23 protein-coding genes are annotated in these 22,782 nt (G+C 66.6%); 10 read left to right on the top strand and 13 right to left on the bottom strand.

The features are described 5' to 3' along the window. The first annotated feature begins 63 nt into the window (after nucleotides 1–63). Nucleotides 64–1,146, top strand: coding sequence for a histidinol-phosphate transaminase (gene hisC / locus ACM1PE_RS24690; protein WP_059373860.1), 1,083 nt, complete (start codon nucleotides 64–66; stop codon nucleotides 1,144–1,146). Nucleotides 1,147–1,170: 24 nt separating this feature from the next. On the opposite strand, the gene ACM1PE_RS24685 is transcribed toward hisC, so the two are convergent. Together ACM1PE_RS24685 and ACM1PE_RS24680 are read right to left on the bottom strand one after the other, a co-directional pair. Continuing rightward, nucleotides 1,171–1,743, bottom strand: a complete 573-nt coding sequence (locus ACM1PE_RS24685; protein WP_419341265.1) for a redoxin domain-containing protein — start codon at nucleotides 1,741–1,743, stop codon at nucleotides 1,171–1,173. A 61-nt stretch (nucleotides 1,744–1,804) separates the two neighbouring features. Beyond that, nucleotides 1,805–2,350, bottom strand: coding sequence for a carboxymuconolactone decarboxylase family protein (locus ACM1PE_RS24680; RefSeq protein ID WP_059373858.1), 546 nt, complete (start codon nucleotides 2,348–2,350; stop codon nucleotides 1,805–1,807). A gap of 122 nt (nucleotides 2,351–2,472) precedes the next feature. Here ACM1PE_RS24680 and ACM1PE_RS24675 point away from each other — a divergent pair, with 122 nt between their 5' ends. The 6 genes from ACM1PE_RS24675 (at nucleotide 2,473) to ACM1PE_RS24650 (ending at nucleotide 7,402) form a co-directional block, all read left to right on the top strand. Further along, nucleotides 2,473–3,339 (top strand): AraC family transcriptional regulator, encoded by an 867-nt coding sequence (locus tag ACM1PE_RS24675; protein WP_059373857.1) that lies wholly within the window; start codon nucleotides 2,473–2,475, stop codon nucleotides 3,337–3,339. A gap of 107 nt (nucleotides 3,340–3,446) precedes the next feature. Further along, a complete protein-coding gene (locus tag ACM1PE_RS24670; RefSeq protein WP_280015628.1) occupies nucleotides 3,447–4,289 on the top strand; it encodes a YggS family pyridoxal phosphate-dependent enzyme in 843 nt (280 codons plus the stop codon). Nucleotides 4,290–4,294: 5 nt separating this feature from the next. Further along, nucleotides 4,295–4,567: a hypothetical protein gene (locus tag ACM1PE_RS24665; protein WP_054452121.1), complete on the top strand. Its 273-nt coding sequence runs from the start codon at nucleotides 4,295–4,297 to the stop codon at nucleotides 4,565–4,567. Between the two features lie 11 nt (nucleotides 4,568–4,578). After that, nucleotides 4,579–5,274 (top strand): glutamine amidotransferase, encoded by a 696-nt coding sequence (locus ACM1PE_RS24660; RefSeq protein WP_419341262.1) that lies wholly within the window; start codon nucleotides 4,579–4,581, stop codon nucleotides 5,272–5,274. 261 nt (nucleotides 5,275–5,535) lie between these two features. After that, the gene (locus ACM1PE_RS24655; RefSeq protein WP_419341260.1) at nucleotides 5,536–6,021 is read left to right on the top strand and encodes a cupin domain-containing protein; all 486 of its coding nucleotides are present in this window, start codon (nucleotides 5,536–5,538) and stop codon (nucleotides 6,019–6,021) included. A gap of 34 nt (nucleotides 6,022–6,055) precedes the next feature. Further along, nucleotides 6,056–7,402 carry an MFS transporter gene (locus tag ACM1PE_RS24650; protein WP_419341258.1) on the top strand — a complete coding sequence of 449 codons (1,347 nt, stop codon included), beginning with the start codon at nucleotides 6,056–6,058 and terminating at the stop codon, nucleotides 7,400–7,402. Here ACM1PE_RS24650 and ACM1PE_RS24645 read toward each other — a convergent pair. From ACM1PE_RS24645 to ACM1PE_RS24630, 4 genes are all read right to left on the bottom strand, one after another. Continuing rightward, nucleotides 7,374–8,051, bottom strand: coding sequence for a GntR family transcriptional regulator (locus tag ACM1PE_RS24645; RefSeq protein WP_059373853.1), 678 nt, complete (start codon nucleotides 8,049–8,051; stop codon nucleotides 7,374–7,376). The two genes, ACM1PE_RS24650 and ACM1PE_RS24645, sit on opposite strands and share 29 nt — an antisense overlap. 144 nt (nucleotides 8,052–8,195) lie before the next feature. Then, complete coding sequence (locus ACM1PE_RS24640; protein ID WP_419341256.1) at nucleotides 8,196–8,939, bottom strand: GntR family transcriptional regulator; 744 nt, start codon at nucleotides 8,937–8,939, stop codon at nucleotides 8,196–8,198. A 45-nt stretch (nucleotides 8,940–8,984) separates the two neighbouring features. Next, nucleotides 8,985–9,962 (bottom strand): tripartite tricarboxylate transporter substrate binding protein, encoded by a 978-nt coding sequence (locus ACM1PE_RS24635; RefSeq protein WP_419341255.1) that lies wholly within the window; start codon nucleotides 9,960–9,962, stop codon nucleotides 8,985–8,987. Nucleotides 9,963–10,067: 105 nt separating this feature from the next. Then, on the bottom strand, nucleotides 10,068–10,514 hold the full coding sequence (locus ACM1PE_RS24630) for a cupin domain-containing protein (protein WP_059373850.1): 447 nt from the start codon (nucleotides 10,512–10,514) through the stop codon (nucleotides 10,068–10,070). 173 nt (nucleotides 10,515–10,687) lie between these two features. Here ACM1PE_RS24630 and ACM1PE_RS24625 point away from each other — a divergent pair, with 173 nt between their 5' ends. Beyond that, on the top strand, nucleotides 10,688–11,569 hold the full coding sequence (locus ACM1PE_RS24625) for a dihydrodipicolinate synthase family protein (protein ID WP_419341254.1): 882 nt from the start codon (nucleotides 10,688–10,690) through the stop codon (nucleotides 11,567–11,569). Beyond that, nucleotides 11,566–12,528, top strand: coding sequence for a Bug family tripartite tricarboxylate transporter substrate binding protein (locus ACM1PE_RS24620; RefSeq protein WP_251878990.1), 963 nt, complete (start codon nucleotides 11,566–11,568; stop codon nucleotides 12,526–12,528). The genes ACM1PE_RS24625 and ACM1PE_RS24620 overlap by 4 nt, the downstream gene beginning before the upstream one ends. A gap of 14 nt (nucleotides 12,529–12,542) precedes the next feature. Here ACM1PE_RS24620 and ACM1PE_RS24615 read toward each other — a convergent pair whose 3' ends face one another. Together ACM1PE_RS24615 and serC are read right to left on the bottom strand one after the other, a co-directional pair. Then, the gene (locus ACM1PE_RS24615; RefSeq protein ID WP_419341252.1) at nucleotides 12,543–13,448 is read right to left on the bottom strand and encodes a LysR substrate-binding domain-containing protein; all 906 of its coding nucleotides are present in this window, start codon (nucleotides 13,446–13,448) and stop codon (nucleotides 12,543–12,545) included. 41 nt (nucleotides 13,449–13,489) lie between these two features. Continuing rightward, complete coding sequence (gene serC / locus ACM1PE_RS24610; protein ID WP_419341251.1) at nucleotides 13,490–14,572, bottom strand: 3-phosphoserine/phosphohydroxythreonine transaminase; 1,083 nt, start codon at nucleotides 14,570–14,572, stop codon at nucleotides 13,490–13,492. Between the two features lie 131 nt (nucleotides 14,573–14,703). Between serC and ACM1PE_RS24605 the strand changes: the two genes are divergently transcribed. Then, on the top strand, nucleotides 14,704–16,197 hold the full coding sequence (locus ACM1PE_RS24605) for a PLP-dependent aminotransferase family protein (protein ID WP_118931545.1): 1,494 nt from the start codon (nucleotides 14,704–14,706) through the stop codon (nucleotides 16,195–16,197). 6 nt (nucleotides 16,198–16,203) lie between these two features. Here the strand turns inward: ACM1PE_RS24605 and ACM1PE_RS24600 are convergent, their stop codons facing one another. From ACM1PE_RS24600 to ACM1PE_RS24580, 5 genes are all read right to left on the bottom strand, one after another. After that, nucleotides 16,204–17,502: a serine hydroxymethyltransferase gene (locus ACM1PE_RS24600; RefSeq protein ID WP_165867765.1), complete on the bottom strand. Its 1,299-nt coding sequence runs from the start codon at nucleotides 17,500–17,502 to the stop codon at nucleotides 16,204–16,206. A gap of 38 nt (nucleotides 17,503–17,540) precedes the next feature. Next, entirely contained in the window at nucleotides 17,541–18,740 is a 1,200-nt protein-coding gene (locus ACM1PE_RS24595; RefSeq protein ID WP_059371200.1) for a benzoate/H(+) symporter BenE family transporter, read from the bottom strand. A 156-nt stretch (nucleotides 18,741–18,896) separates the two neighbouring features. Beyond that, the gene (locus ACM1PE_RS24590; protein ID WP_419341250.1) at nucleotides 18,897–19,757 is read right to left on the bottom strand and encodes a patatin-like phospholipase family protein; all 861 of its coding nucleotides are present in this window, start codon (nucleotides 19,755–19,757) and stop codon (nucleotides 18,897–18,899) included. Further along, nucleotides 19,758–21,755 (bottom strand): NAD(P)-binding domain-containing protein, encoded by a 1,998-nt coding sequence (locus ACM1PE_RS24585; protein ID WP_419341248.1) that lies wholly within the window; start codon nucleotides 21,753–21,755, stop codon nucleotides 19,758–19,760. It abuts the gene before it with no gap. 44 nt (nucleotides 21,756–21,799) lie between these two features. Next, entirely contained in the window at nucleotides 21,800–22,765 is a 966-nt protein-coding gene (locus tag ACM1PE_RS24580; RefSeq protein ID WP_118931549.1) for a Bug family tripartite tricarboxylate transporter substrate binding protein, read from the bottom strand. Nucleotides 22,766–22,782 lie beyond the last annotated feature (17 nt).

Below are 22,782 nucleotides of genomic sequence, written 5' to 3'. Positions count from 1 at the left end.
TAGGACAAAATACACAGTAAGAATCCCGTCGATCGCTTACCGAGAGGCCGCTGCCGCAACAACATGGTTTCCCTACACAGCCCGCGCGTTGAAACCTTGTCGCCCTATGTGCCTGGAGAGCAGGCTCCGGGAAACGGATGGATCAAGCTCAACACCAACGAGAATCCCTATCCGCCGTCACCGGCCGCGATAGCGGCCATCGCCGCGGCGGCTGCCGATGGCCTGGAGCGCTATCCGGACCCGCAGGCCGCGCATTTGCGCGCGGCCATCGCGCAGTACCACGGAGTGCCGCTGGAGCAAGTCTTCGCCGGCAACGGTTCCGACGAAGTGCTGGCGCTGGCGTTCTGCGCGTTCTTCCAGCACGGTGTCCAGCCCTTGCTGATGGCGGACGTGACCTACGGCTTTTATGAGGTGTATTGCCGCCTGTTCGGCATACGCTGTGCGCAGATCGCGGTGGACGAGCGCTTGAGGCTGGACCTGGACGGATTCGCGGCGCTGGGCGCTGCGGATGCCGGCATAGCCGGCATTGTGATCGCCAACCCGAACGCGCCCACGGGAGAGTGCCTGCCGCTGGATCGCGTGCAGCGGTTGCTGGAGATCCAGCCTCGCCGGTTGGTGCTGGTCGACGAGGCCTATGTGGACTTCGGCGGGCAATCCGCCATTGCGTTGGTGGAGCAATATCCTAATCTGCTGGTGGTTCAGACGCTGTCGAAGTCCAGGGCGCTGGCCGGCCTGCGCGTGGGGTTCGCCATGGGACAGGCGCCGTTGATCGCCGCGCTGGAGCGGGTGAAGAACAGCTTCAATTCCTATCCGCTCGGGCGGCTGGCCCAGGCGGGCGCCGCAGCGGCGTTTCAGGACCGGGCCTATTTCGAGGAGACGCGGCAGGCCATCATCGGCACCCGTACGTTGCTCTGCGCGCATTTGCGGCTGATGGGCTTCGAGGTCTTGCCGTCACAGGCGAACTTTCTGTTCGTCCGCCATCCGCGTTTCGACGCGCGGTCGCTCGCGGCCGGCCTGCGGGACGCGAAAATACTGGTGCGCCATTTTCCGCGGCCGCGCGTGGAGCAATACCTGCGCATTTCCGTGGGTACCGAGGAGCAGGCGGCCTGTTTGGTGCGCGCGCTGCGCACCCAGGTCCAGCCATAGCCGCACGGGCGGGGCCCGCGGTGCCTATTGCGGACGCGGCGCGGGGCAGCTTTCCGCGTTGCACTCGTCGCGGGCGGGATCATCTGATGCGGCCGCATGTTCCGCAGGAGCATCGTTCTCCGCCAGCAGCCTGCCGATGGCCGCGCCCAGGGCCAGGTCGTCGATGCTGCCAAAGTGCTGCAAGCGCACGCGTCCCTGGCGGTCCAACAGGACCAGGCTGGGCGTGCCGCGCAAGCCGTAGGCTTGCATGGTCATTGGGATGGAGCCCGTCGCCGCTGGCCGGTCGATGCCGATGGGAAAGCTCCAGCGGTACTCGTGATTGAAGGCCCGCAGCGCGGCCGGACCCATGACGTCGTGGTGTTCGAACACGGTATGTAGGCCGATGACCGCGACATCCTGGCCGCGGAACATCCGGTGCACGCGTTCGGCTTGGGGCAGCCCATGCGACAGGCACCCGGGGCATAGCATCTGGAACGCATGCAGCAGCACGACCTTGCCGCGCAGGGCGGCGAGGTCGATGGGACCATCCGCATTCAGCCATTCGTCCGCTTGCAAGGGCGGGGGCAGTGCGTCGGTGTGGGTGTCGGATCGTGGCATCAGAAGACTCCAGTGAGGCGGCCGGCGGAGCAATCACGCGCCGCCGGCCGCGGTTGCCCTGCTACGCGGCGCGGCGCAGTTTCACGGCCGGGAAATCCACCGGCACGGCAAACGCCACGTTGACGTAGTTGGTGAACAGGTTGAGCGCGACGTGCGCCAGAATCTCGACGATCTCCTGGTCGCTGTAGCCTGCCGCGCGCACGGCCTGCACGTCGCCGTCGCTTACTTGCCCGCGCGCTTCCACCAGCTTGAGCGCAAAGCGCAGCGCCGCGGCGGTCTTGGGATCGGCGGCGTCGCCGCCTTGCGCGGCCGCCATTTCTTCGGCGCTGGCGCCGGCCTTGCGGCCCAGGGCCGTATGGGCCGCAAGGCAGTATTCGCAAGCGTTGCGGTCGGCTACCGCCACCGCGATCTGTTCGCCCAGCTTGGCGGGAATGACGCCGCCGCCCAGCGCGCCGAAGGCGCCCCACATGCTCTGCAGCGCCGCCGGCGAATTGGCCACGGCCTTGAACATGTTCGGCGTTGCGCCAAAGGCGCCGTGGATCTGCGTGAGCAGCGCCTTGCGGTCCGCGCTGGCGCTGCTGGCATCGATAAGAGGGACTCGGGACATGTCGGTAACTCCTGGAAATGAAAAAAAGGCCGCCGGTTTCGGACGGGCTGGAGAAATCGTACGTAGAATGCCTGGACGAAAGGTGTTTTTTAATCCTGAAAAATTGTCATTTCGTCCAAGATATGAGCGATCCTCTTCCTCTCCAGGTTGACCGGCTGTCGGCGCTGCTGGACCGTTTCCGGGTGCGTGCCACGCTGTTCCACACCGGTGCGCTATGCGGCACCCAGGCCTTCGAAGCCGTGCCGGGGCGCGGCTTTCTGCACGTGCTGCGCCGGGGCGAGATGGAGGTACGGCATCGGCCGGGCGAGACCGCCACGCCACGCCTGCGGCTGGCCGAGCCGACCCTGCTGTTCTACCCGCGCGCCGTGCATCACGAGTTCGTGAACCCGCCGCGGGACGGTTCCGATTTCACCTGCGCGGCGTTGGATTTCGACGGCGGCGAACGAAATCCCATCGTCCAGTCCTTGCCGTCCGTGGTGCGGATCCCGCTGGACGCGGTCGAAGGCTTGCGGCCCGCGCTGGACCTGCTGTTCGCCGAGGCGGATCACGTGCGCTGCGGCTCGCGCCTGTTGGCCGACCGCCTGTTCGAGGTGGTCCTGATCCAGCTGCTCCGGTGGATACTCGACCATCCGGAGGAGGTGGGCGTGACCAGCGGCCTGGTGATGGGCCTGTCGGATCCCCGTCTGGCCAGGGCGCTGGTGGCGTTGCACCGCTCGCCGTATGAAGACTGGTCCCTGGCCAGGATGGCGGCGATGGCGGGCATGTCGCGCAGCGCCTTTGCGGCAGCCTTCAAGGACGCTACCGGCGCCACGCCTGCGGCCTACCTGACCGACTGGCGCCTGAGCCTTGCGGCGTCCATGATGCGGTCTGGCCGCGCGGTCAAGCTGGTGGCGGCGGAACTGGGGTTTGCCAGCGCCTCTTCCCTGTCCAAGGCGTTCCGGCAGCGGATGGGGGTTTCACCGCGCGAGTGGCTGGCCGCCAACGCGTAGCATCAGCCCGCTTCGCGCCGGCGTGATAATATTGACCTATGACAAAACTTAAGACGGCATAAGCGTAATGGAAAACGCCTGCCGTTGTTCCTCCGCGAGGTTCAGGCATGAGCGAGCAAGACCCTGGGCAAGACAAGGACACCCAGACACAGCATGACCAGCATGGCCGCTGGCCGCAGGCGCAGTCGGTCGAGGACTTTCGCCGCAATCTGGCCACGGTCAACGGACGCATCGCCGATGCCGCGCGCCGCGCCGGGCGCGATCCGGCCACGGTGCGGCTGCTGCCCGTGAGCAAGACGGTGGAGGAAGCGCGCATCCGGCTGGCCTACGAGGCCGGCTGCCGCTATCTGGGCGAGAACAAGCTGCAGGAAGTGTCGAGGAAATGGGAAGCCATGGCCGACCTGACCGATCTGCGTTGGTCTGTCATCGGCCACCTGCAAACCAACAAGGCCAAGCTCGTGGCCCGCTATGCGGCCGAGTTCCAGGCGCTCGACAGCCTGCGGGTCGCCGAAGCGCTGGACCGCCGGCTGCAAGCGGAAGGCCGTCAGCTGGACGTGTTCGTGCAGGTCAACACCTCGGGCGAAGCCAGCAAGTACGGGTTGCAGCCGGACGAGACCGCGGCCTTCCTGCGCGAACTGCCTGCATTCTCGGGGCTGCGGGTGCGCGGCCTGATGACCCTGGCCCTGTTCTCGGCCGAAGCCGCGCGCGTGCGCGAGTGCTTCGTGCTGTTGCGCACGCTGCGCGACCAATTGCGCCAGGACGCGCCGGCGGGCATCGGCCTGGATGATTTGTCCATGGGCATGTCGGGCGATTACGAGATTGCCATCGAGGAAGGGGCCACGGTGGTCCGCGTCGGTCAAGCCATCTTCGGCGCGCGCAACACGCCCGATTCCTACTACTGGCCGACCGACAACGGCGCGGAATCGCGCGCGTCCGGCTCCCAGGAGTAGCGCGCATGCCGGTGTACCGACTCATCATCAAGCGTGACGGCCGCCTGATCGGCCATTTCGAGTCCACTGCGGCGTCCGCGCTGGACGACAGCCGCGACATCGCGGCGCGCCTGCCGGCCAAGGACGGCTATCAGCTCAGCTTGCAGGTTGCCGAAGGCGAACGGCGCCTGCTGGAAAGCACGCCGCAAGGCATACGGCTGCTGGCGTCGGAAAACCTGTTCGTCTCAACCCCCGAAGGCTTGCTGGGCGGGCTGGACCGCCATCCGAGCCCGCAATAGGAGTCCCTGGAATGAGCCTCAGCGCTTTGGCGATCCGCCACGTTCCCTTTGAAGACCTGGGCATATTGGCGCCGGTCCTGGCTGATCGCGGCTACAGCGTGCGATACCTGGAGGCCGGCGTCGACGCCATTGACGCCGCCACCCTGGCCAACGCTGACCTCGTCGTGATCCTGGGCGGCCCCATCGGCGTCTATGAAACCGGCCGCTATCCCTTCCTGGAGCAGGAGCTGCGCGCCATCGCGCAGCGTCTGCGCCAGGACAAACCGACCCTGGGCATCTGTCTGGGCGCGCAACTCATGGCGGCGGCGCTGGGCGCGGACGTGGTGTCCACCGGCCGCGCCGAGATCGGCTATGCGCCGTTGACGCTTACGCCGCAAGGGCAGGATTCCGTGCTGAGCGCGGTCGAGTCCGTGCCTGTGCTGCACTGGCATGGGGACCAGTTCGCCATCCCCGAAGGCGCGGCGCGCCTGGCCGAAACGCCGGGTTTTCCGAACCAGGCGTTCGCGCTGGGACCCAGGATACTGGGCCTGCAGTTCCACCTGGAGGCGGATTCCGCGCAGATCGAGCGTTGGCTGATCGGCCATGCCTGCGAACTGAGCCTGCGCCAGATCGATCCCGCGGTCATCCGCGAGGACGCGCGGCGTTATGGTCCCCAGCTTGAACACGTCGCGCGCCAGGCGATGGAGCAATGGCTGGACCAGCTCTGAGTCCGTCCCATGCCCTGGTGCCTGCCGGCGGCCAGGGCGCTTCGCAACCGTAGCCTTGCATAGGCGCAAGGGCCGCGCCGCGCCCCGTTCCAACCCGCCGCGGCCCGCGGCTCTCGGCGTTTCTTCCGCTCGCCATCTCTCCCGCTGAATCTAAGGGTTAAACCCAGTAGCCGCTTTGGCATGCGATCAATAGGATCCCGTTTTATACAAATGGGATCCCATTTGTGTTTGTCACTTTTCTTTCTTCAGGACGGACAGCACATGAGCAGCATCGACACCATCACAGGCAAGAAGATCATCAACGAGGGCGGCCGCGGCGGTCCGCTGACCGAGGACCATCAGGGCATGCGCGCCCGGCACGAGGACGACCTCGAGTGGACCAACCTGCGCTACGAAGGCCAGTTCGCGAAGATGATGTTCCATCCGACGGCGGAGGATCCGACCATTCCGAACGCCGGCATCGTGCGCTACGAAAAGGGATCGGGACACCCGCTGCACAACCATTACTTCGCGCAGATCTGGTACATCCTGAACGGCAAGTTCCTCATCGAAGGCAAGCTCCACGGCAAGGGTTCGATGATCTTCCATCCGGATCCCCATTTCGAAAGCAAGCTGGAAACCATCGAGGCCGGCACGATCCTGTACGTGCAGTACGTCGGCCCGCACACCCGCCAGGGCGCGATCTACGACGGCCGCTTCAACGTCAGCGAGCGCAAGAGCCTGGCGGAAGAGACCACCGCCGTGTAGTCGGGCGCAAAAAAAGAAAACAAGGGAGACCGGGATGAACGCCATCTCACAACAGCCGTCCTCGCGCTCGAAGAAGCATTACGTGAACGCGGGACTGTCCAGCATGATCGGGACCACCATCGAGTGGTATGACTTCTTTCTTTACGGCATTGCGGCTGCGCTGATTTTCAACAAGATCTACTTTCCCGCGATCGATCCCATCAGCGGAACGCTGGCGGCCTTTGGCACCTATGCGGTCGGTTTCATTGCGCGCCCGCTGGGCGGCATCGTCTTCGGGCATTTCGGCGACCGCGTCGGCCGCAAGTCGATGCTGATGATCAGCCTGATGCTGATGGGCGTGCCCACCATCCTGATCGGACTTACGCCCAGCTATGAGACGATCGGCTACTGGGGCGCGGTGGCCCTGGTCTTCTTCCGTTTCCTGCAAGGCCTGGCGGTGGGCGGCGAGTGGGGCGGAGCCGTGCTGATGGCGGTGGAGCATGCGCCCGAAGGCAAGAAGGGCCTGTTCGGCAGCCTGCCGCAGGTCGGGGTCGCGCCCGGCCTGATCCTCTCGTCGCTGGCGATGGGCGCGGTCTCCAGGTTGCCGGAGGCGGACATGTTGAGCTGGGGCTGGCGGCTGCCATTCCTTGCAAGCGTGTTCCTGCTGCTGGTCGGTTGGTACATCCGGGCCAAGGTCAGCGAATCGCCGGAATTCAAGCAGGCGCAGGCCCAGCCGAAACAGGACGCGCTGCCCTTGAAGACGGTGCTCCGAGAGCACAAGGTTCCCGTGTTGACCGCGCTGGTGGCCTGCATCTCCGAAAAGACCTGGTTCTATACGCTGGCGACGTTCTCATTGACCTATGCCGTGGGTACGCTGGGGCTGCCGCGTGAAACCATCTTGACGGGTGTCATTTGGGGAGCGGTCGGGGCCTTGTTCACCATCCCGCTGTTCGGGCTGCTGGGCGACATGATCAGCAAGCGGGCGATATTCATCGCCGGCGCGCTGGGAATCTCGCTGTTCAGCGCGACGTTCTTCTCGCTGCTGGATGAGAAGACGGCCTATCACACGAACATCGCGATGCTGGTGGCGTTCGGCTTGGTATACGCCGCGATGTATGCGCAGGAATCCAGCCTCTTTTCCAGCATGTTCCCGCCGGACGTCCGCTATACCGGCATCTCGCTGGCCGTGCAGATAGGCGGGGCGATAGGCGGCGGCACCGCGCCGTTGGTGGCGACGTACCTGCTGTCCCTGGGCGGAGGATCGCCGCGGTTCATTGTGCTGTATCTGGCGGGACTGGGATTGGTCGCGGCGGCGTGCGGCGTGTTGATGCGTCCCTATGGGAAGCCGCAAGGCGCGAGCGGCGCAAAGCTGGCTAGCGCCGCGACTCCATCCATTCGATGACGAGTTCGGTCGTCCGGGATATGTGCGTGGCCATCGCTTCGCGAGCGGCGGGGCCATTGCGCAGGGTCAGCGCCGCGATGATGTCCTCGTGCTGCTTGATGTTCTCTTCCATCAGGCGGGGCGGCATCTTCGAGGCGAACCCCAGCACGTTGGAAACGATGCTGCCCTGCAACTCGGCGACCAGCTCGTGCAGACGTTCGTTGTGGCTGGCCTGGGTGATCAGGCTGTGGAATTTGGCGTTGAACTTCAGCCAGTCGGAACCGCTTTCGCTGCGCACGCGCGAACGCAGGGCATCGGCGTAGTGCTTTTGGTGCTGCGCCAGCAGCTCCAGGTCATGGTCGTCGATCCAGTCCACCGCCAGTTGCGCGGCCAGCCCTTCGAGTTCGGCGCGGATCTGGAAGGCTTCGCGGATGGCGCGGATGGAGGGCACGGTGACCACGGCGCGGCCGGTACTGGTCAGCGTGATGGCGCGCCGCGCTTCGAGAAACCGCAAGGCTTCGCGGATGGGGGTGCGGCTGGTTTCGAACTCGGTCGCCAGCTCGTACTGGCTCAAGGCATCGCCGGGCAGGTATTGCCCGTTCCTGATCCGCCGCAGAATTTCTTCCGAAATCTCGATCGAGGATCTAGACGTGTTCCTGGTCTCGCTCATGCTCGAATCCGTGTCGCTTCCTGTGCGGGTCGGCAGGCGCTCCACGGCTTGCGGGTGGCCAGGCTGATCCGTGTCCCTGGCGTCTGCGTTGCGCCCTTCCGCCGGCATGGTAGCACGTGGCTTTCGGCCGAATCGAGGGCGCAGCTACCGTGGCGGCTTGCGGCCTGCGGGACGCTTTTGCAGCCAGTCCACCACGAACTCGCCGGACTCATGGATATGCGTGCGCATGGCTGCGCGCGACGCTGCGCTGTCGCGCGCCGTCAGCGCCTCGACGATGGTGGCATGATGTTCGACGTTCTTCTTCATGCGGGTCTCGTACATGCCCAGCACGGTCATGTTGAGGATGTTCTTGGTGTAGTCCGTGTGCAGGTCCTTGATGATGCGCTCCAGCGACGGATTGCCGGCGGCGCGGAAGATCAGGGCATGGAACTCCTGGTTCTTGACCACCCAATGCCGCATGGGCGCGGCGGCCTGGCGCGGCGCGGCCGCGCCGCCGGCGTTGACCTCGGCATACAGCGCGGCGACCGCCTCGGCGCATTCGGCGTGCGCGGCCTGCAGTCTTTGCAGATCGGCGTCGGATATCCAGCGCGCCGCCAGCTCGGCCGCCATGCCCTCCAGTTCGCCACGCAGCCAGTAATTCGCGCCTATGTCCTTGAGGGTCGGCGCCACCACCGTGGCGCCGTAGCGCGGCTGCTGCACGATCAGGCCCTTGGTCTCCAGCTGCCGGAACGCTTCGCGCACCGGCGTGCGGCTGACGTCGTATTCTTCGGCCAGGGTCTCCTGCCGCAGCTTCTGCCCAGGCGCGTAGGCGCCATTGAAGATCTTCGCGGAGATCGACTCCACCAGATGCTGCACCAGTTCTTCCGCGGCGGGATATATGCGATCCATGGCCCGACTCCCCTGTTCTTGACGGCTGCGGCTATTCTCCGCGGGCTACTTCCCGGGCTCCGCGGAGAATACCAGCCGCCACTTCTGCTGTTCCTGGCGCATGCGCTCCAGAAAGACCTGCGATCCCGCAGGCATGGGCTGGCTGCCTTGCGCATGGAGCTGCGCCATGCCCTCGCTTTGCGCCACCGCCTGCATCGCCTGTTCCAGTTTGTCGAGGATGCTCTGCGGCGTGGCGGCGGGGGCTACCAGTCCGGATATCGAGCCTACATCGAAATCGCCGCCCAGGGCTTCGCGGGCCGCGGGCACGTCAGCCAGGTTCGACACCCGTTGTGCCGAGGTCACGCCCAGCGCGCGCATCCTTCCGGACTGGATGAACGGCCCGACCACCACGGTCTCGACCGCCGTCACGTGCACCACCCCCGAAAGCAGGGCGGTGGCGGCTTCCGCGCCGCTCTTGTAGGGCACGTGCATGAGCGTGGTGCCGGTCTGCTGCTGCATCAGGGCGAATACCTGGTGTATCGAGGTGCCTTGTCCGGCGCTGGCGAAGGAGACGGCATCCGGCCGGCTGCGGGCCCGCGCCACCAGCGCCGGCAGGTCCTGGATCGGCGAGCTTTGGGGCACGACCAGGGCCAGCGGTGTATTGGCGATCATGGAGACGTAGGCAAAATCCTTGAGCGCGTCGTAGTTCAGCTGCTTGTGGATGAGCGGATTGACCGCGACCATGCCGTTGGTGATCACCATCAACGTGTAGCCGTCGGGCTTGGCCCGGGCCACGATGTCGGCGGCGATGTTGCCGCCGGCGCCGGGCTTGTTCTCCACGACTACCGGCTTGCCGAGCTCGGCCTGCAGCTGTTTGGCCACGGTGCGGGCGGTGAGGTCGGTGATGCCGCCGGCGCCGAACGGCACGACCAGCGTGATGGGGCGCTCGGGCCAGTCGACTACTGCCTGGGCCTGGGCCTGAGCCTGAGCGGCAAGCGAAAACGTCAACGACGCGAGGCTGGCGCGCAGAAATCGTGCGTGCATGAGGGTTGTCTCCTTGGAATGTTCTATTTCTTGGTGGGCGGGCCGGTCTTGACAGTCCTGCCGTGGGCGGCTGCCAGTCCTGGCTGCCGCCCGGGGAACCGCGTATCAGTGCTCCAGATCCTGCGCGGTGATCGCGGGCGGCTCGCCCTTGATGTTCATGCGGCCTTCGTACACCGGCCGGCCGCCGGTCGTGGGACCCTGATACTGGACGAAGAACAAGGTGCCGCCCGTCTCGGTGCTGAGGGCCTCCTCGATGTGCGGGTCCGGATGGAACACCACGGTGCCGGGGCCGTACATCTTTCCGCCCATGTTGAATTCCCCTTCGATCACGTACCAGACCTGGGCGAAGTCATGCTTGTGCAGACGGAAGCCCGCGCCCGGTTCATAGCGCAGAAATCCCGCGTTGGGTTCGGTGGGGCGTTCTGCCCGCGTGTGGAAGAGGAACTTCGTCTTGTTCTTGAACCGGCCCATTTCCCATTCCATGTCCTCCGGCCTGCGGTACTCCGGCATGTGGTGGGTCTGCGCGTGGTCGAGAACGTCATTGCTGCTCATGGCTTGCTCCTTGGTGAGTGGCCGGGAAAGTCTATCGGCCTTGCGCGGGAATTACTGGATACAAGATTCGCCCGCGCGGCAGCGCGGGCGGGAGCTATCAGGCGCCCTGGAAATAGGTATTGGACCGGCCGGGGCGGCCTCCCTAGACTGCAAGCCGACATGGAGAACGAGCGATGCACTTGAAGGGAATCATCGGCTACCTGCTGACGCCTTGCGATGAACGCGGGCGGGTGGACCACGCGCTCTTGGAAGCGCACGTAGAGCGCCTGATCGGCGAGGGCGTGCATGCGCTGGCGCCGCTGGGCAGCGTCGGCTGCCTGCCTTACCTGGACGACGGCGAGCGCGAGGCCGTCATCGACACCGTTATCCAGGCGGCGCGCGGGCGGCTGCCCGTGCTCGCGGGCGTGTCCAGCCTGAGTACCGTCAGCACGGTGCGCCACGCGCGCTACGCCGAACGCGCGGGCGCCGCAGCCTTGCAGCTATTGCCCAGCACCTACTGGAAGCTGACCCAGGACGAAATCCACGCCTACTACCGCGAGGTCTGCGTATCGGTCTCCACACCGGTGATGGTCTACAACAATCCGTTCACCACGGGCATGGACCTGCCCGTGGAGTTCCTGGCCCGGCTGGCCGAGCTGCCCAACGTCACCATGATCAAGGAAAGCAGTCCGGATCCGACCAAGATCGCGCGGCTGCGCGCGGCCTGCCCGGACCGGACAGCGGTGTACATCGGCCTGAATTGCATGGCGCGGACCGGGTTCGCGGAGGGGGCGGCGGGCTGGTGCACGGCGTCGGCCAACGTCAGCGCGTCATTCGCCCTGAACCTGTATCGCTGCGCCATGGCCGGCGACGCGCGCGGCGCGGACGAATGGTTCGGCCGCCAGATCGATCTCTTGAACTTTCTCATGGACCACGGTCTGCCGCGGACGGTGGCCGCAGGCCTGCGCTTGCGCGGCCTGGACAGCGGCCATCTGCGCGCGCCGCTGGCGCCGCTGGCCCCGGACCTGGAACGACGGCTTCTTGAAATCCTCAAAAAAATGGAGATAACGCGATGAACAAGGGATTGCGCCGCTGCATGGCGGCTGTGTTGGGTGTAATGCTTCCGGCTGCGGCATGGGCGGGGCCATATCCCGACCAGCCCATACGCCTGATCGTGCCGTTCGGCGCGGGCGGCGTGACCGACACCACGGCGCGGGTCTTCGCCGAGGGGCTGACGCGCGAACTGGGCCAGCCGGTGGTGGTGGAGAACCGCGGCGGCGCGGGCGGTTCCATCGCCGCGGGCGCGGTGGCGAAGTCGCCCGCCGACGGCTACACGCTGCTGGTGATCACCAACGGCATGGTCGCGGTCAATCCGCTGATCTACAAGAAGCTGCCCTACGATCCGAACCAGGACTTCACCTACGTCGCCATGCTGGCCAATACGCCCACGGTGCTGGCCGTGGGCGCGGACAGCCCGTATGCGTCGCTGCCGGAAATCATCAAGGCCGCGTCGACCCAGGCCGACAAGATCGCGTTTTCGACGGCGGGTGAAGGTTCCGACAACTATCAAGTCCTGGAGCTGCTGCAACAGGCGACCGGAGTGAGGATGCTGCATGTGCCTTACAAGAGCGGATCGGAGTCCATGACGGCGGTGATGAGCCGCAACACGGATCTGACGGCCGTTTCCGCCGTCACCGCGGTGGGATTCGTCGAGGCCAAGCAGATTCGGCCCTACGCGGTGACGTCGTCGCGACGCCTGGCCAACCTGCCTGACATTCCTACGGTCAAGGAGGTGCTGGGCAAGGACGTGGAAGGCGGGTCGCTGTCGGGCATTGCCGTTCCCAAAGGCACGCCGGCCGATGTGGTTGCGCGCCTGAACACGGCCATCGCCGCGGTGGCAAAAAGCCCGTCTGTGCAGGACAAGATCTACGCGCGCGGCAGCGAACCCGTGGATGGATCGCAGGCGGCGTTCGAGCAGCGGGTCGTGGCCGAACAGAAAAAGTGGGCGGGCATTCTTTCGCGACCGGCGCAGTAAGCCCCGGGGGGGCCTCAGGCTGATTGCGCGCCCAGCACCTCGTGGGCCACGTCGATGAACCAGCGGACCGCCGGATTCATGGACTCGGCGGGCGCCGCCAGCGCCATGGCGTAGGTCAAGGGCGCGCCGGCCACGTCCATGAGGTCCACATAAGCCACGTTGTCGATGGCGATCCGGCGCAGCGCCGCCGGGACGATGGCGACGCCCAGGCCCGCGGCGATGAGCGGCAGGCTGATGAGGGCGTGGGGCGATTCCTGCAGGACTCGGGGATGGAATCCCGCACGCTGGCAGGCCGCGACGATCTCTCCCGCGAATCCCGGGCTGTCGGAGTGCGCCAGGGTCACCAGCGTTTCGTCCGCCAGGTCCGAGAGCCTGGCGCTATTCATGCCCGCCATCCGATGGCCGGCAGGCACGGCCAGCGTCAGCCTCTCCCGCCGCAAGGCCGTGATTGCGATGCCCGGCACCCCGGACGCGGGCGGCACCAGGAATGCCGCGTCCAGCTCGCCGCGCTGCAATCCCGCCAGGATGCCGACGGTGCTGCCGCTGGTCAGTCGCAGGCGTATGTGCGGAAAGCGCTGTGCGAATTCGGGCAGGATGCGCGGCAGCAGGTTCAACGCGGCGCTGGGCACCGCGCATACCCGCAGCGTACCCATGCGTCCTTCGGCCGCATCGCGTGCGGCCTGCAGTGCGGCGTCGGCGCCTTCCAGCAGGCGCTTCGCTTCGCGCAGAAAGGCGCCGCCAGCGACGGTGAGGCGCACGCCCAGGCGGTCCCGCTCGAAGAGGTCCGCGCCGATCTCGGTTTCGAGCCGCTTGATGGCGACGCTGAGCGGAGGCTGGGTCATGTGCAGCCGGGCGGCCGCCTTGCGATAGTTCAATTCCGTGGCCAGAACCACGAACTGCCTGAGCTGCCTGAAATCCATGCCAGTCTTCCCGTGTCTTTTTTAGGACTGCCGCGCCGGCTTCAGCCTCGCGTGCGCTGGAAGTCCGTCATGAAATCGGCCAGCGCGGCCACCGCCGGCAGGTCGACCGCGTTGTAGAGACTGGCTCGGACGCCGCCGGTGTGGGAGTGTCCCTTCAACCCCATCAGCCCGGCGCTCTCGGCCTGGCGCAGAAACAGGGGCTCCAGGGTGGAATCGGCCAGGAAGAACGGCACGTTGTTGATGGACCGGAATTCCGGCCGGACCTTGTTGAGGTAGAAGCCGCCGCTGGCGTCGATGGCGCGGTACAGCAGCCCGGCCTTGGCCTGGTTGGCCTGATGGATGCGTTCCATGCCGCCGGTCCGGCGGATCCAACGCAGCGTCAGCCCGGTCAGATACCAGGAGAAGGTGGCGGGCGTGTTGAGCATCGAGTCCGCCCGCGCGGCGTGCGCATAGTTCAGCACATCGGGCGTAATGGGCAGCGCGCCGTCCAGCAAGGCTTCGTCCACCACCACGACCGTGACGCCCGCCGGCCCCATGTTTTTCTGCGCGGCGGCGTAGATGAGACCATGCCGGGACACGTCAATCGGCTTGGACAGCAGGCTGGAGCAGGCATCGCACACCAGCGGGACGGATGCGTCCGGCGCGGCCTGGAACTGCACGCCATGCACCGTCTCGTTCTCCGTGTAGTGCAGATAGGCCGCGTCGGCGTCAAGCCGCCATTCGCCGGGCGCGGGGATGCGGTCGAAGTCCGATGCCTCGCTGCTGGCCGCGACGCGGACCTTGCCGTAGCGCCGCGCCGCCTCGATGGCCTTGCCGGACCAGAGTCCAGTGTGCAGATAGTCCGCCGACGCCTTGCCGCGCAGCAGGTTCATCGGCACCTGCGAGAACTGCAGCGAAGCGCCGCCGTGCAGGAACAGCACCTTGTAGCGGTCGGGGATTTGCAGGATGGCCCGCAGGTCCAATTCCGCCTGGCGCGCGATATCGATGAACACGCGCGAGCGGTGGCTGATTTCCATCACCGACATGCCGGTGCCCGCGAAATCGAAGAACTCTTCGTGCGCTTCCTGCAGCACTTCCAGCGGCAGCGCCGCCGGACCTGCGCTGAAGTTGTATGACCTTGCCATGTTTCCCGATCCTGCCGCGCCTGGCGCGGGCTCCTGCATGGTTGCGCCCGCGGTTGTCGTGGCGAAGGGGTGAGTCTACGGATAGAATGGCCGGCCCGGACAGGCCAGTTTTCTTCTTGTGAGCAGACCGCATGCCTAAGACCTTCGAGCTGGATACACTGAAGATGCGCATGAACGATGCGGAGCTCCAGCGCCTGGAGCTGCATCAGAGGATCCAGCGGGCGCTGCGCGCCCTGATCCTGGACGGCGCGCTGGAGCCCGGCCTCAGGCTGCCCGCGACCCGCGGATTGGCCAAATCGCTGGGGGTGGCGCGCGATACGGTGGAGAACGCCTATGTGCAGTTGCATCGCGACGGTTACATCGTGCGGCGCGAGGGCTCGGGCAGCTACGTGTCGCAGACCGTGAGCACCGAACTGCGCGGCGCCGCGCGCAGGCGTGCGAAGTTGGATGGCAAGCTGGGCGCGCTACCGCCTGGGGCGGGGCTGAGCCGGCGCGGGCGCATGATCCTGGACAGCGGCGGGGTCGCGGACCAGCAGGTCATCAAGGCGTTCGCCACGGGGCTGCCGGAAACCCGTACCTTCCCCACCGACGTCTGGGAACGGCTGCAGCGCCAGGTCCTGAAGGACTACCGCAGCCATGTGCTGCTGCATGGCGACCCGCAGGGCGCCGAGCCCTTGCGCCGCGCCATCGCCGCCTACCTGAACCTGGAGCGCGGGGCCAAGGTCTTGCCCGAGCAGGTGCTGGTGTTGAGCAGCACCCGCCAGGCCCTGTTCCTGTGCGCGCAATTGCTGGCGGACGCCGGCAAGCCCATCCTGATGGAAAACCCCGGCTACTTCGGCGCCCGCAAGGCCTTCGAATCCGCGGAAACGCGCATCGTGCCCATTGACGTCGACGCGCAGGGCATACGCATGGACCTGCTGCGCGCGGACCGCAGCGGCGCCAACTGCGTGTACGTGACGCCGTCGCACCAATACCCCACCGGCGTGACGTTGTCGCTTGAGCGCAGGCTGGATCTGATCGGCTGGGCGGCGGAACACGGCAAGTGGATCATCGAGGACGACTACGACAGCGAATTCCACTACGACGGCCTGCCTACAGCCTGTGTGCAGGGGCTGGACATGCACCAGCGCACCCTCTACCTGGGCACGTTCAGCAAGACGCTGTATCCGGGCCTCAGGATGGGATACATGGCGCTGCCGCCCGGCCTGGTCGATGCCTTTGCCCGAGCGCGCAGCATCATGGACGGGCATACGCCGCAAATCCTGCAGCTGACGCTGGCGCGCTTCATGGACGACGGCCATTACAACTCGCACGTGCGGGCCATGCGAAAACTGTACGCGGGACGGCGGCAGGTGTTGCTGGAGTCGCTGGGCAAGCAGCTCGGCGGAGTCGTGCAGGCCTACAGGCCTCCCGGAGGGTTGCAGATCCCATGCCTGCTCGAGCGCGGATGGTCCGAGGAACAGACCATCCGCCAGGCCGAGGCCGCAGGCCTGCGGCTGCCCGGACTGAGCCGGCTCTATGCGGGCGATCACAAGCAGCAGGGCTGGCTGCTGGGCTATGCCTCGCTGACGGCCTACGAGATCGAAGCCGCGGTGCTGCGGCTGTCGAATGCACTGAAGCGCTAGGGCGCTTCAGTACGGCAGCGGGAAGCGCCTGGCCAGCCCGGCCACGCCTTCGCGGATGGCGCTTTCCGTGCGGGCGTCGACGGCCCCGGCGCGCACGCCGCCCAGCAAGGCCAGGATCATGTCGCCGATTTCCTGGAATTCGGCGGGCCCCATGCCGCGCGACGTGCAGGCGGCGCTGCCCACGCGTATGCCGGAGGTGACGGCAGGCTTGGCGGCATCGTTGGGGACGGCGTTCTTGTTCAAGGTGATGCCAACCTGTTCCAGCGCTTGCTCCGCGGTATTGCCGGCCAACCCCCAGGGCCGCAGATCGACCACGCCCAGATGGCAGTCCGTGCCGCCAGACACGATGGACAGGCCGCCTTCGGCCAGCCGGCGGCACAGAACGCGCGCATTCTCGACCACGGCGTGGGCGTAGGTGCGGAAGGCGGGCTGCAGCGCTTCACCCAGGGCCACGGCCTTGGCGGCGATGATGTGCATCAGCGGACCGCCCTGCAGGCCCGGGAATACGGCCGCATCGATCTTGCGGGCGAGCTCGCTGTCGTTGGTCAGGATCATGCCGCCGCGCGGACCGCGCAAGGTCTTGTGGGTGGTGGTGGTCGTGACGTGCGCATGCGGCACCGGCGAGGGATACGCGCCGGCCGCGGCCAGGCCGGCGAAATGGGCCATGTCCGCCATGAAGATCGCGCCCACCTCATCGGCAATGGCGCGAAAGCGTGCGAAGTCCAGCGTGCGCGAGTAGGCCGAGCCGCCCGCAATGATGAGCTTGGGTCTTTCCTGGCGCGCGATGCGCTCGACCTCGTCCATGTCCACCCGGTGCGTGGCGGGATCGACGCTGTAGCTCAGCGCCTGCAGCCAGCGTCCCGACATGTTGACCTTGGAGCCATGGGTCAGGTGTCCGCCCGCCTTCAGGTCCAGGCCCAGGATCTTGTCGCCGGGCGCCAGCAGCGCCAGGTAGACCGCCTGGTTGGCTTGGCTACCGGAGTGGGGCTGTACGTTGGCGTAGCGGGCGCCGAACAGACGCGTGGCGCGCTCGATTGCGATTTCCTCGGCCACGTCGGCGTTGACGCAGCCGCCGTAATAGCGGCGGCCGGGGTAGCCTTCGGCGTACTTGTTCGTCAGCACGGAGCCCTGGACTTCCAGCACCGCGCGGCTGACGAAGTTCTCGGAGGCGATGAGTTCTATCGAGTGCCTCTGCCGGCGCCGTTCGGCGTCGATGGCGCCCCAGATGCCGGGATCGGCCTGCGCCAGGGGCTGGGCGTTGACACTAGGCAGCGCGAGGCTGTCGGGAAGATCGGTGTTCGTCACGGTGGTTCCTGTTTCGATTGGCAAGTGGCGACGGGAGGTCAAGAATTGGCGGCCAGCGCTCGCTGGCCCCCATGGATCAGCAGGTGCGCGGTCAGGCCGGCGACCAGGCCCCAGAACGCGCCGCCCACGCCCAGCAGGGTGACGTTGGCGGCAGTGGCCAGAAAGGTGATGAGCGCGGTTTCGCGGGTGCGGGCGTCGGCCATCGCATTGGCCAGGCTGCCGCCGATCGCGCCCAGCAGGGCAAGGCCGGCCAGCGTGGTGATGAACGCCTTGGGCAGCACCATGAACAAGGTCGCCAGCGTGACGCCGAAGGTGCCCACCAGGATGTAGAACACGCCGCAGGCCAGGCCCGCGAGGTAACGCTTGGCCGGATCCGGATGCGCATCCCGGCCGGTGCAGATCGCGGCGGTGATCGCCGCGACGTTGAAGGCGTGCGCGCCGAAGGGCGCCATGATGAGCGAGCCCAGGCCCGTGACGGTGAGGATGGGATTCGCGCTGGTCTGGTAGCCGTCGTTGCGCAACACCAGCATGCCGGGCATGTATTGCCCTGTCAGCGTGATGATGAAAAGCGGCAAGGCGACGCCCAGCAGCGCCTGCAGCGAGAACCGCGGCATCTCGAATACCGGCGCGGCCAGACTGAGGTGGACCGCCGAGAAGTCGATGCGGCCTTGCGCGATGAGCAGTCCCAGGCCAATGACCAGGATGCCGACCACCGCGAAGCGCGAGGTGTAGCGCTTGAGCAGGGCGTAGGAGATGACCAGCACGATCACCAGCAGCGGATCGGCGCTGGCCCCGCCGAAGGCATTGACGCCGAATTGCAGCAGGATGCCGGCCAGCAGGCCGGCGGCGATGCCGCCCGGAATCATGCGCACCAGCTTCTCGAATGCGCCGGACAGGCCGAGCACGATGAAGCCCAGCGCCGACAGGATGTAGGCGCCGATGACCTCGCCGTAGGGCGTGAACGGCATCACGGTCGCCAGGAACGCCACGCCGGGCGTGGACCAGGCCGTGATGACGGGCGCCTTGTAGCGCCAGCTCAGCAGCGCGCCGGTGATGCCGACGCCGATGGAAACCGCCCACACCCAGGACGCGGTCTGGGCCGGCGTCAGCCTGGCCAGCTCCGCCGCCTGGAACACCAGCACGAAGGTGCCGCCGTAGTTCACCAGCACCGAGATCAGGGCTGCGACGGTGGGGGAAAAGAAGTCGGCGGGTCTAAGGCCAGCCGGTGATGCGTTCATGGTTCACTCCGCGTTCGTGGTGGGGCCAGGCCGCGTGGCGGCCGGGCTTGAACGGGGAGTCTAGGGTGCTGGCGGTATGTCGATACCTGCCACATTCAGGAAAGTGAGCAGACCGCTTTCTGACGGGAACAGCGCTGGGCGGAATGCGGGACAGGATCAGCGCCACGCTTGCCGCAGGGCTTGCGCGATCGCCGATGCCTGGCGCAGCCCGGCCTCGGCGGCGTCGGCGCGCCGCGCAGGGTCCAGCACGTTGTCGCCGATGGCCTGTACGCTGGCCGCGTCGGGCAGCACGGCGTGGACCAGGCTGCCGGCCTCGCACAGGGTCTGCAGTTCGCGCCGCAGATGGCCGCTGACAGGATTCCCTTCCCGATAACCCAGCGGCGCCAGCACCACGACCTGCTGGTAGCCGGCCGCCATATCGGCATTGGTCATGGAACGGATGCCGCCGTCCATGTAGGTCGCGCCGCCGATGGGCACGGCTGGCCAGGCGCCCGGCACGGCGCAGCTGGCGGCGATGGCATCGATGAAATCGACCTGGTCGGCGGCGCTGAAACTGCGCCCTTCGCCGGTGGCCGTGTCGACCGCGACCACCAGCAATGGACGGGAGGGCCAGTCGCTTGCGCCCAGACGGGAGGCGATGATGGCGCGGCGTTCTGCCAGTGTGGGCGTGGCGGAGCGCCGCGCATAGGCGCCGATGCGCCGACGCGCCTGCCCCAGGTCAGCGCCCACTTTGCCGTACAGCTCGCGGTTCTTGTCGTCAGCCGCCTGTTGCGAGTACGGACGGTATTGTTCGGCGCCTGTCCCGCACAGCTGCGTCGCCAGCAGCTGCATGGGCGGGACGCCCAGCGCCAGTTGCGCGCCGGCGACGGAACCGGCGGAGCAACCGATGAACAAGTCCGCGCAGCAGAGGTCGACGTCGTGGCGCGCCAGGCCCGCCAGAATGCCGATCTCCCAGGCCAGCCCTGTCACGCCGCCGCAGCCCAGCACCAGGCAACGCTTCTTCTGCGCTTGTGGCATTCAGGCAATCTCGACGCGGTCGGATGCGGACGGCTCGGCTTCATTCACGCGAGACGCCGGGCGGTAGTGGTAGTCGCCCATGTCCGTCTTGCGCAGCATGTGCCAGTAGTCGTCGTTGCGGAACGGGGTGGGCGCCACCACCTTGCCATGCGCGTTGCGATACCAGTTGCTCATGCCTTTGTGGGTCCAGATCATGCGGTCGTGGGCGGCCTGGACGCGGGCGTTATAGGCGTCGTGCCTGTCCCTGCGGACTTCAATCTCGAAGCGTCCGCCGGCCTTGTCCAGTCCTTGCTGCAATAGGCCCATGACATAGCGCACCTGGGTCTCCAGCAGGGCGACGACGCTGCCGCCATGGCCCAGCGCGGTGTTGGGACCGGCCAGGATGAACAGGTTGGGAAAGCCGGGCGCCGCGACTCCCATGAAGGCCTCGGCTCCCTTTTCGTCCCAGGCCTCGCGGATCGAGCGTCCGCCGCGGCCGTAGAGCTTGAACGAGGACAGCAGATTGATCGCGTCGAAACCGGTGGCGACCACCAGCACGTCCAGTTCGTGCGCCTGGCCGTTGTCGCTCACCACTGCGTTTTCCGTGACCCGCGCGATGCCGCCGGTGACCAACTCGACATGGTCCCGCGCCATGGTTCGGAACCAGCCGTTGTCCATCAGCATGCGTTTGCCGAAGGGCGGGTAGTCGGGCAGAACGTCGGGCAGCAGATCCTGGCGTTCGCCGAGTTCCGCCTTGATGTAGCTGGTGAAGTGTTCGCGGTGCTTGTCGTTGATCTCATTGATGGCGCGCTCGGGGTGCGGCCATTGCGGATCGATTTGCAGCGTCGCGTGCACCCGGTCGTTGAAGATCCAGGCCAGGCGTTGGCGATACCACTCCTGGTAATACGGTACCTCGCGCAGCAGGAAGCGGACGTCCTCTGGCACGGGCTTCTGGAATTTCTCGAACGGCGCGGCCCATTGCTTGGAGCGCTGGAACACGGTCAGGGAGCGGACCTGGTCGGCGATGGCGGGCACGACCTGCATGGAGCTGGCGCCGTTGCCGATGATGCCCACGTTCTTGCCGCGCAGGTCCAGGCCTTCCGGCCAGTTCGCCGTATGGAAGCAGGGGCCCTTGAAACTCTCCAGGCCGGGTATGGGGGGCAGCTTGGGTACGTTCAACAGACCGACCGCGCTGATGACGATGTCCGCCACGTAGTCCTGGACCTGGCCGTCCTGCCCGACCGTGCGTACGTTCCAACACAGTGCGGCTTCGTCGTAGCGGGCGGACTCCACGCGCGTGTTGAAGCGGATGTTGGAGCGTACGCCATGCTGGTCGGCGACGCTTTCGAAATAGCCCTGGATCTCGCCTTGCAGGGCGAAGTAGCGCGACCAGTCGTGCTTGGCGAACGAGTACGAGTAGATGTGGTTGGGGGTGTCCACGCCCGCGCCGGGGTAGCGGTTCTCGTACCAGGTGCCGCCGACTTCGGCGTTCTTCTCGATCACGACATAAGGAATGCCCGCGCCTTGCAGGCGGATCGCGGCGCACAGGCCGGCCACGCCGGCGCCGATGACCAGGACCCGATAGCCTCGCGGCACCCGGAACGCATGGCGTTGCTCCAGCGCGAAGTCCGGATCCAGTCCCAGCCAGGCGGCGATCATGGGGCCGTACGAGTCGGGAACGGTTTCCCCGATGCTGGTGCGCAGCATCGCGACCAGCTGTTCGTGCGTGGGGGCGGGCAGTCTGGGCGGGTGGCCGCTGCGGCTGCGCAGGATGGCCGAGTACGCGGCTTCACGGATTTCCTCCTGCACGGCTTGCGGCAGCCCGCCGGGGTCGTTGTCTTCGAGGCCACGGATGCGCGAACACTGGTAGCGTTCGGACAGCCACTGCGTGTCGCCCGTCAGGTGCACCAGCACCATGAGCAAGGTGGGGATGTTGGCGCTGGCCAGCGCGCGCTTGAGCGTGGCCTCCCACACGTCGTTGCCGAGCGGTTTTGCCGGGGCCGGAGTATCGCGATGCATGTAAGGGTCCTTCCTGGAATGGCGTGGGGGTTGGGGGTGTCGGCCTACTCGGCGGTTGCGCCGGACTTCTTGATCAACTCGGCCCATTTGGCGCTGTCGCTGACGATGAAGGCGCCGAAATCGCCCGGCTTGGTGAACAGGGCGTCCAGGCCCATTTTCTTGAACTGCTCTTGCACGTCGGGCGCCGCCTTCATCTTCTGCAGGGATGCTTGCAGCCTCGCGACGACCGCGGGCGGCGTGCCGGCCGGGGCCACGATCCCCAGCCAGGGCATGGCGTCGTAGCCGGGCAGGCCGGATTCCTCGACCGTGGGCAGGTCGGGCAGCACCGAGGACCGCGTCTTGGTGGTGACGGCGAGCGGCCGTACCTTGCCGCTGTCGAGAAAGGGCTGCGCGGCCGCGATGTCCACGAACAGCATGTCGACTTCACCGCCTGCCAAGGAGGTCAGCGCCGGAACGCTGCCCTTGTAGGGGATGTGGGTCATCTTCAGGCCGGTCAGCGCGGCAAACAGCTCGCCCTCCAGGTGGTTGGACGTGCCGTTGCCGGAAGAGGCGAAGGTCGCCGACTTGCCGTCTTTCTTGAGCGTGGCGATCAATTCCTTCACGCTGGACGCCTGCACCTGCTTGCCCGTCACCAGCACGTGAGGCACGCTGGCGATTAGCGAAACGGGCTGGAAATCCTTGACCGGGTCATAGTTCGCGGTGTTCTTGTACAGGCTGGGAGCGATGCCCAGGGACGATGCCGCCATCAGCAGCGTATAGCCGTCGGCCGGCGCCTTGGCCACATAGGCCGAGGCGATCATGGTGCCGGCGCCGGGCTTGTTGACCACTACCACCGGTTGGCCCAGATCTGCCTGCAGCTTGGCTGCGACCTGCCGGGTCATCACGTCGGTGACGCCGCCCGGCGTGAAGGGCACCACGATGTTGATGGGCTTGTTGGGATAGTCCTGGGCGTGGGCGGCTGCGCCCGTGCAGATCAGGGTTGCGGCCAGGCAATGCGATAGCCATTTCATGGATTGTCTCCTGTGGT

Source organism: Achromobacter sp. PD1, assembly GCF_048541815.1.
Lineage (GTDB): Bacteria > Pseudomonadota > Gammaproteobacteria > Burkholderiales > Burkholderiaceae_B > Achromobacter > Achromobacter bronchisepticus_A.
This window is presented reverse-complemented; position numbering and strand designations above follow the sequence as displayed.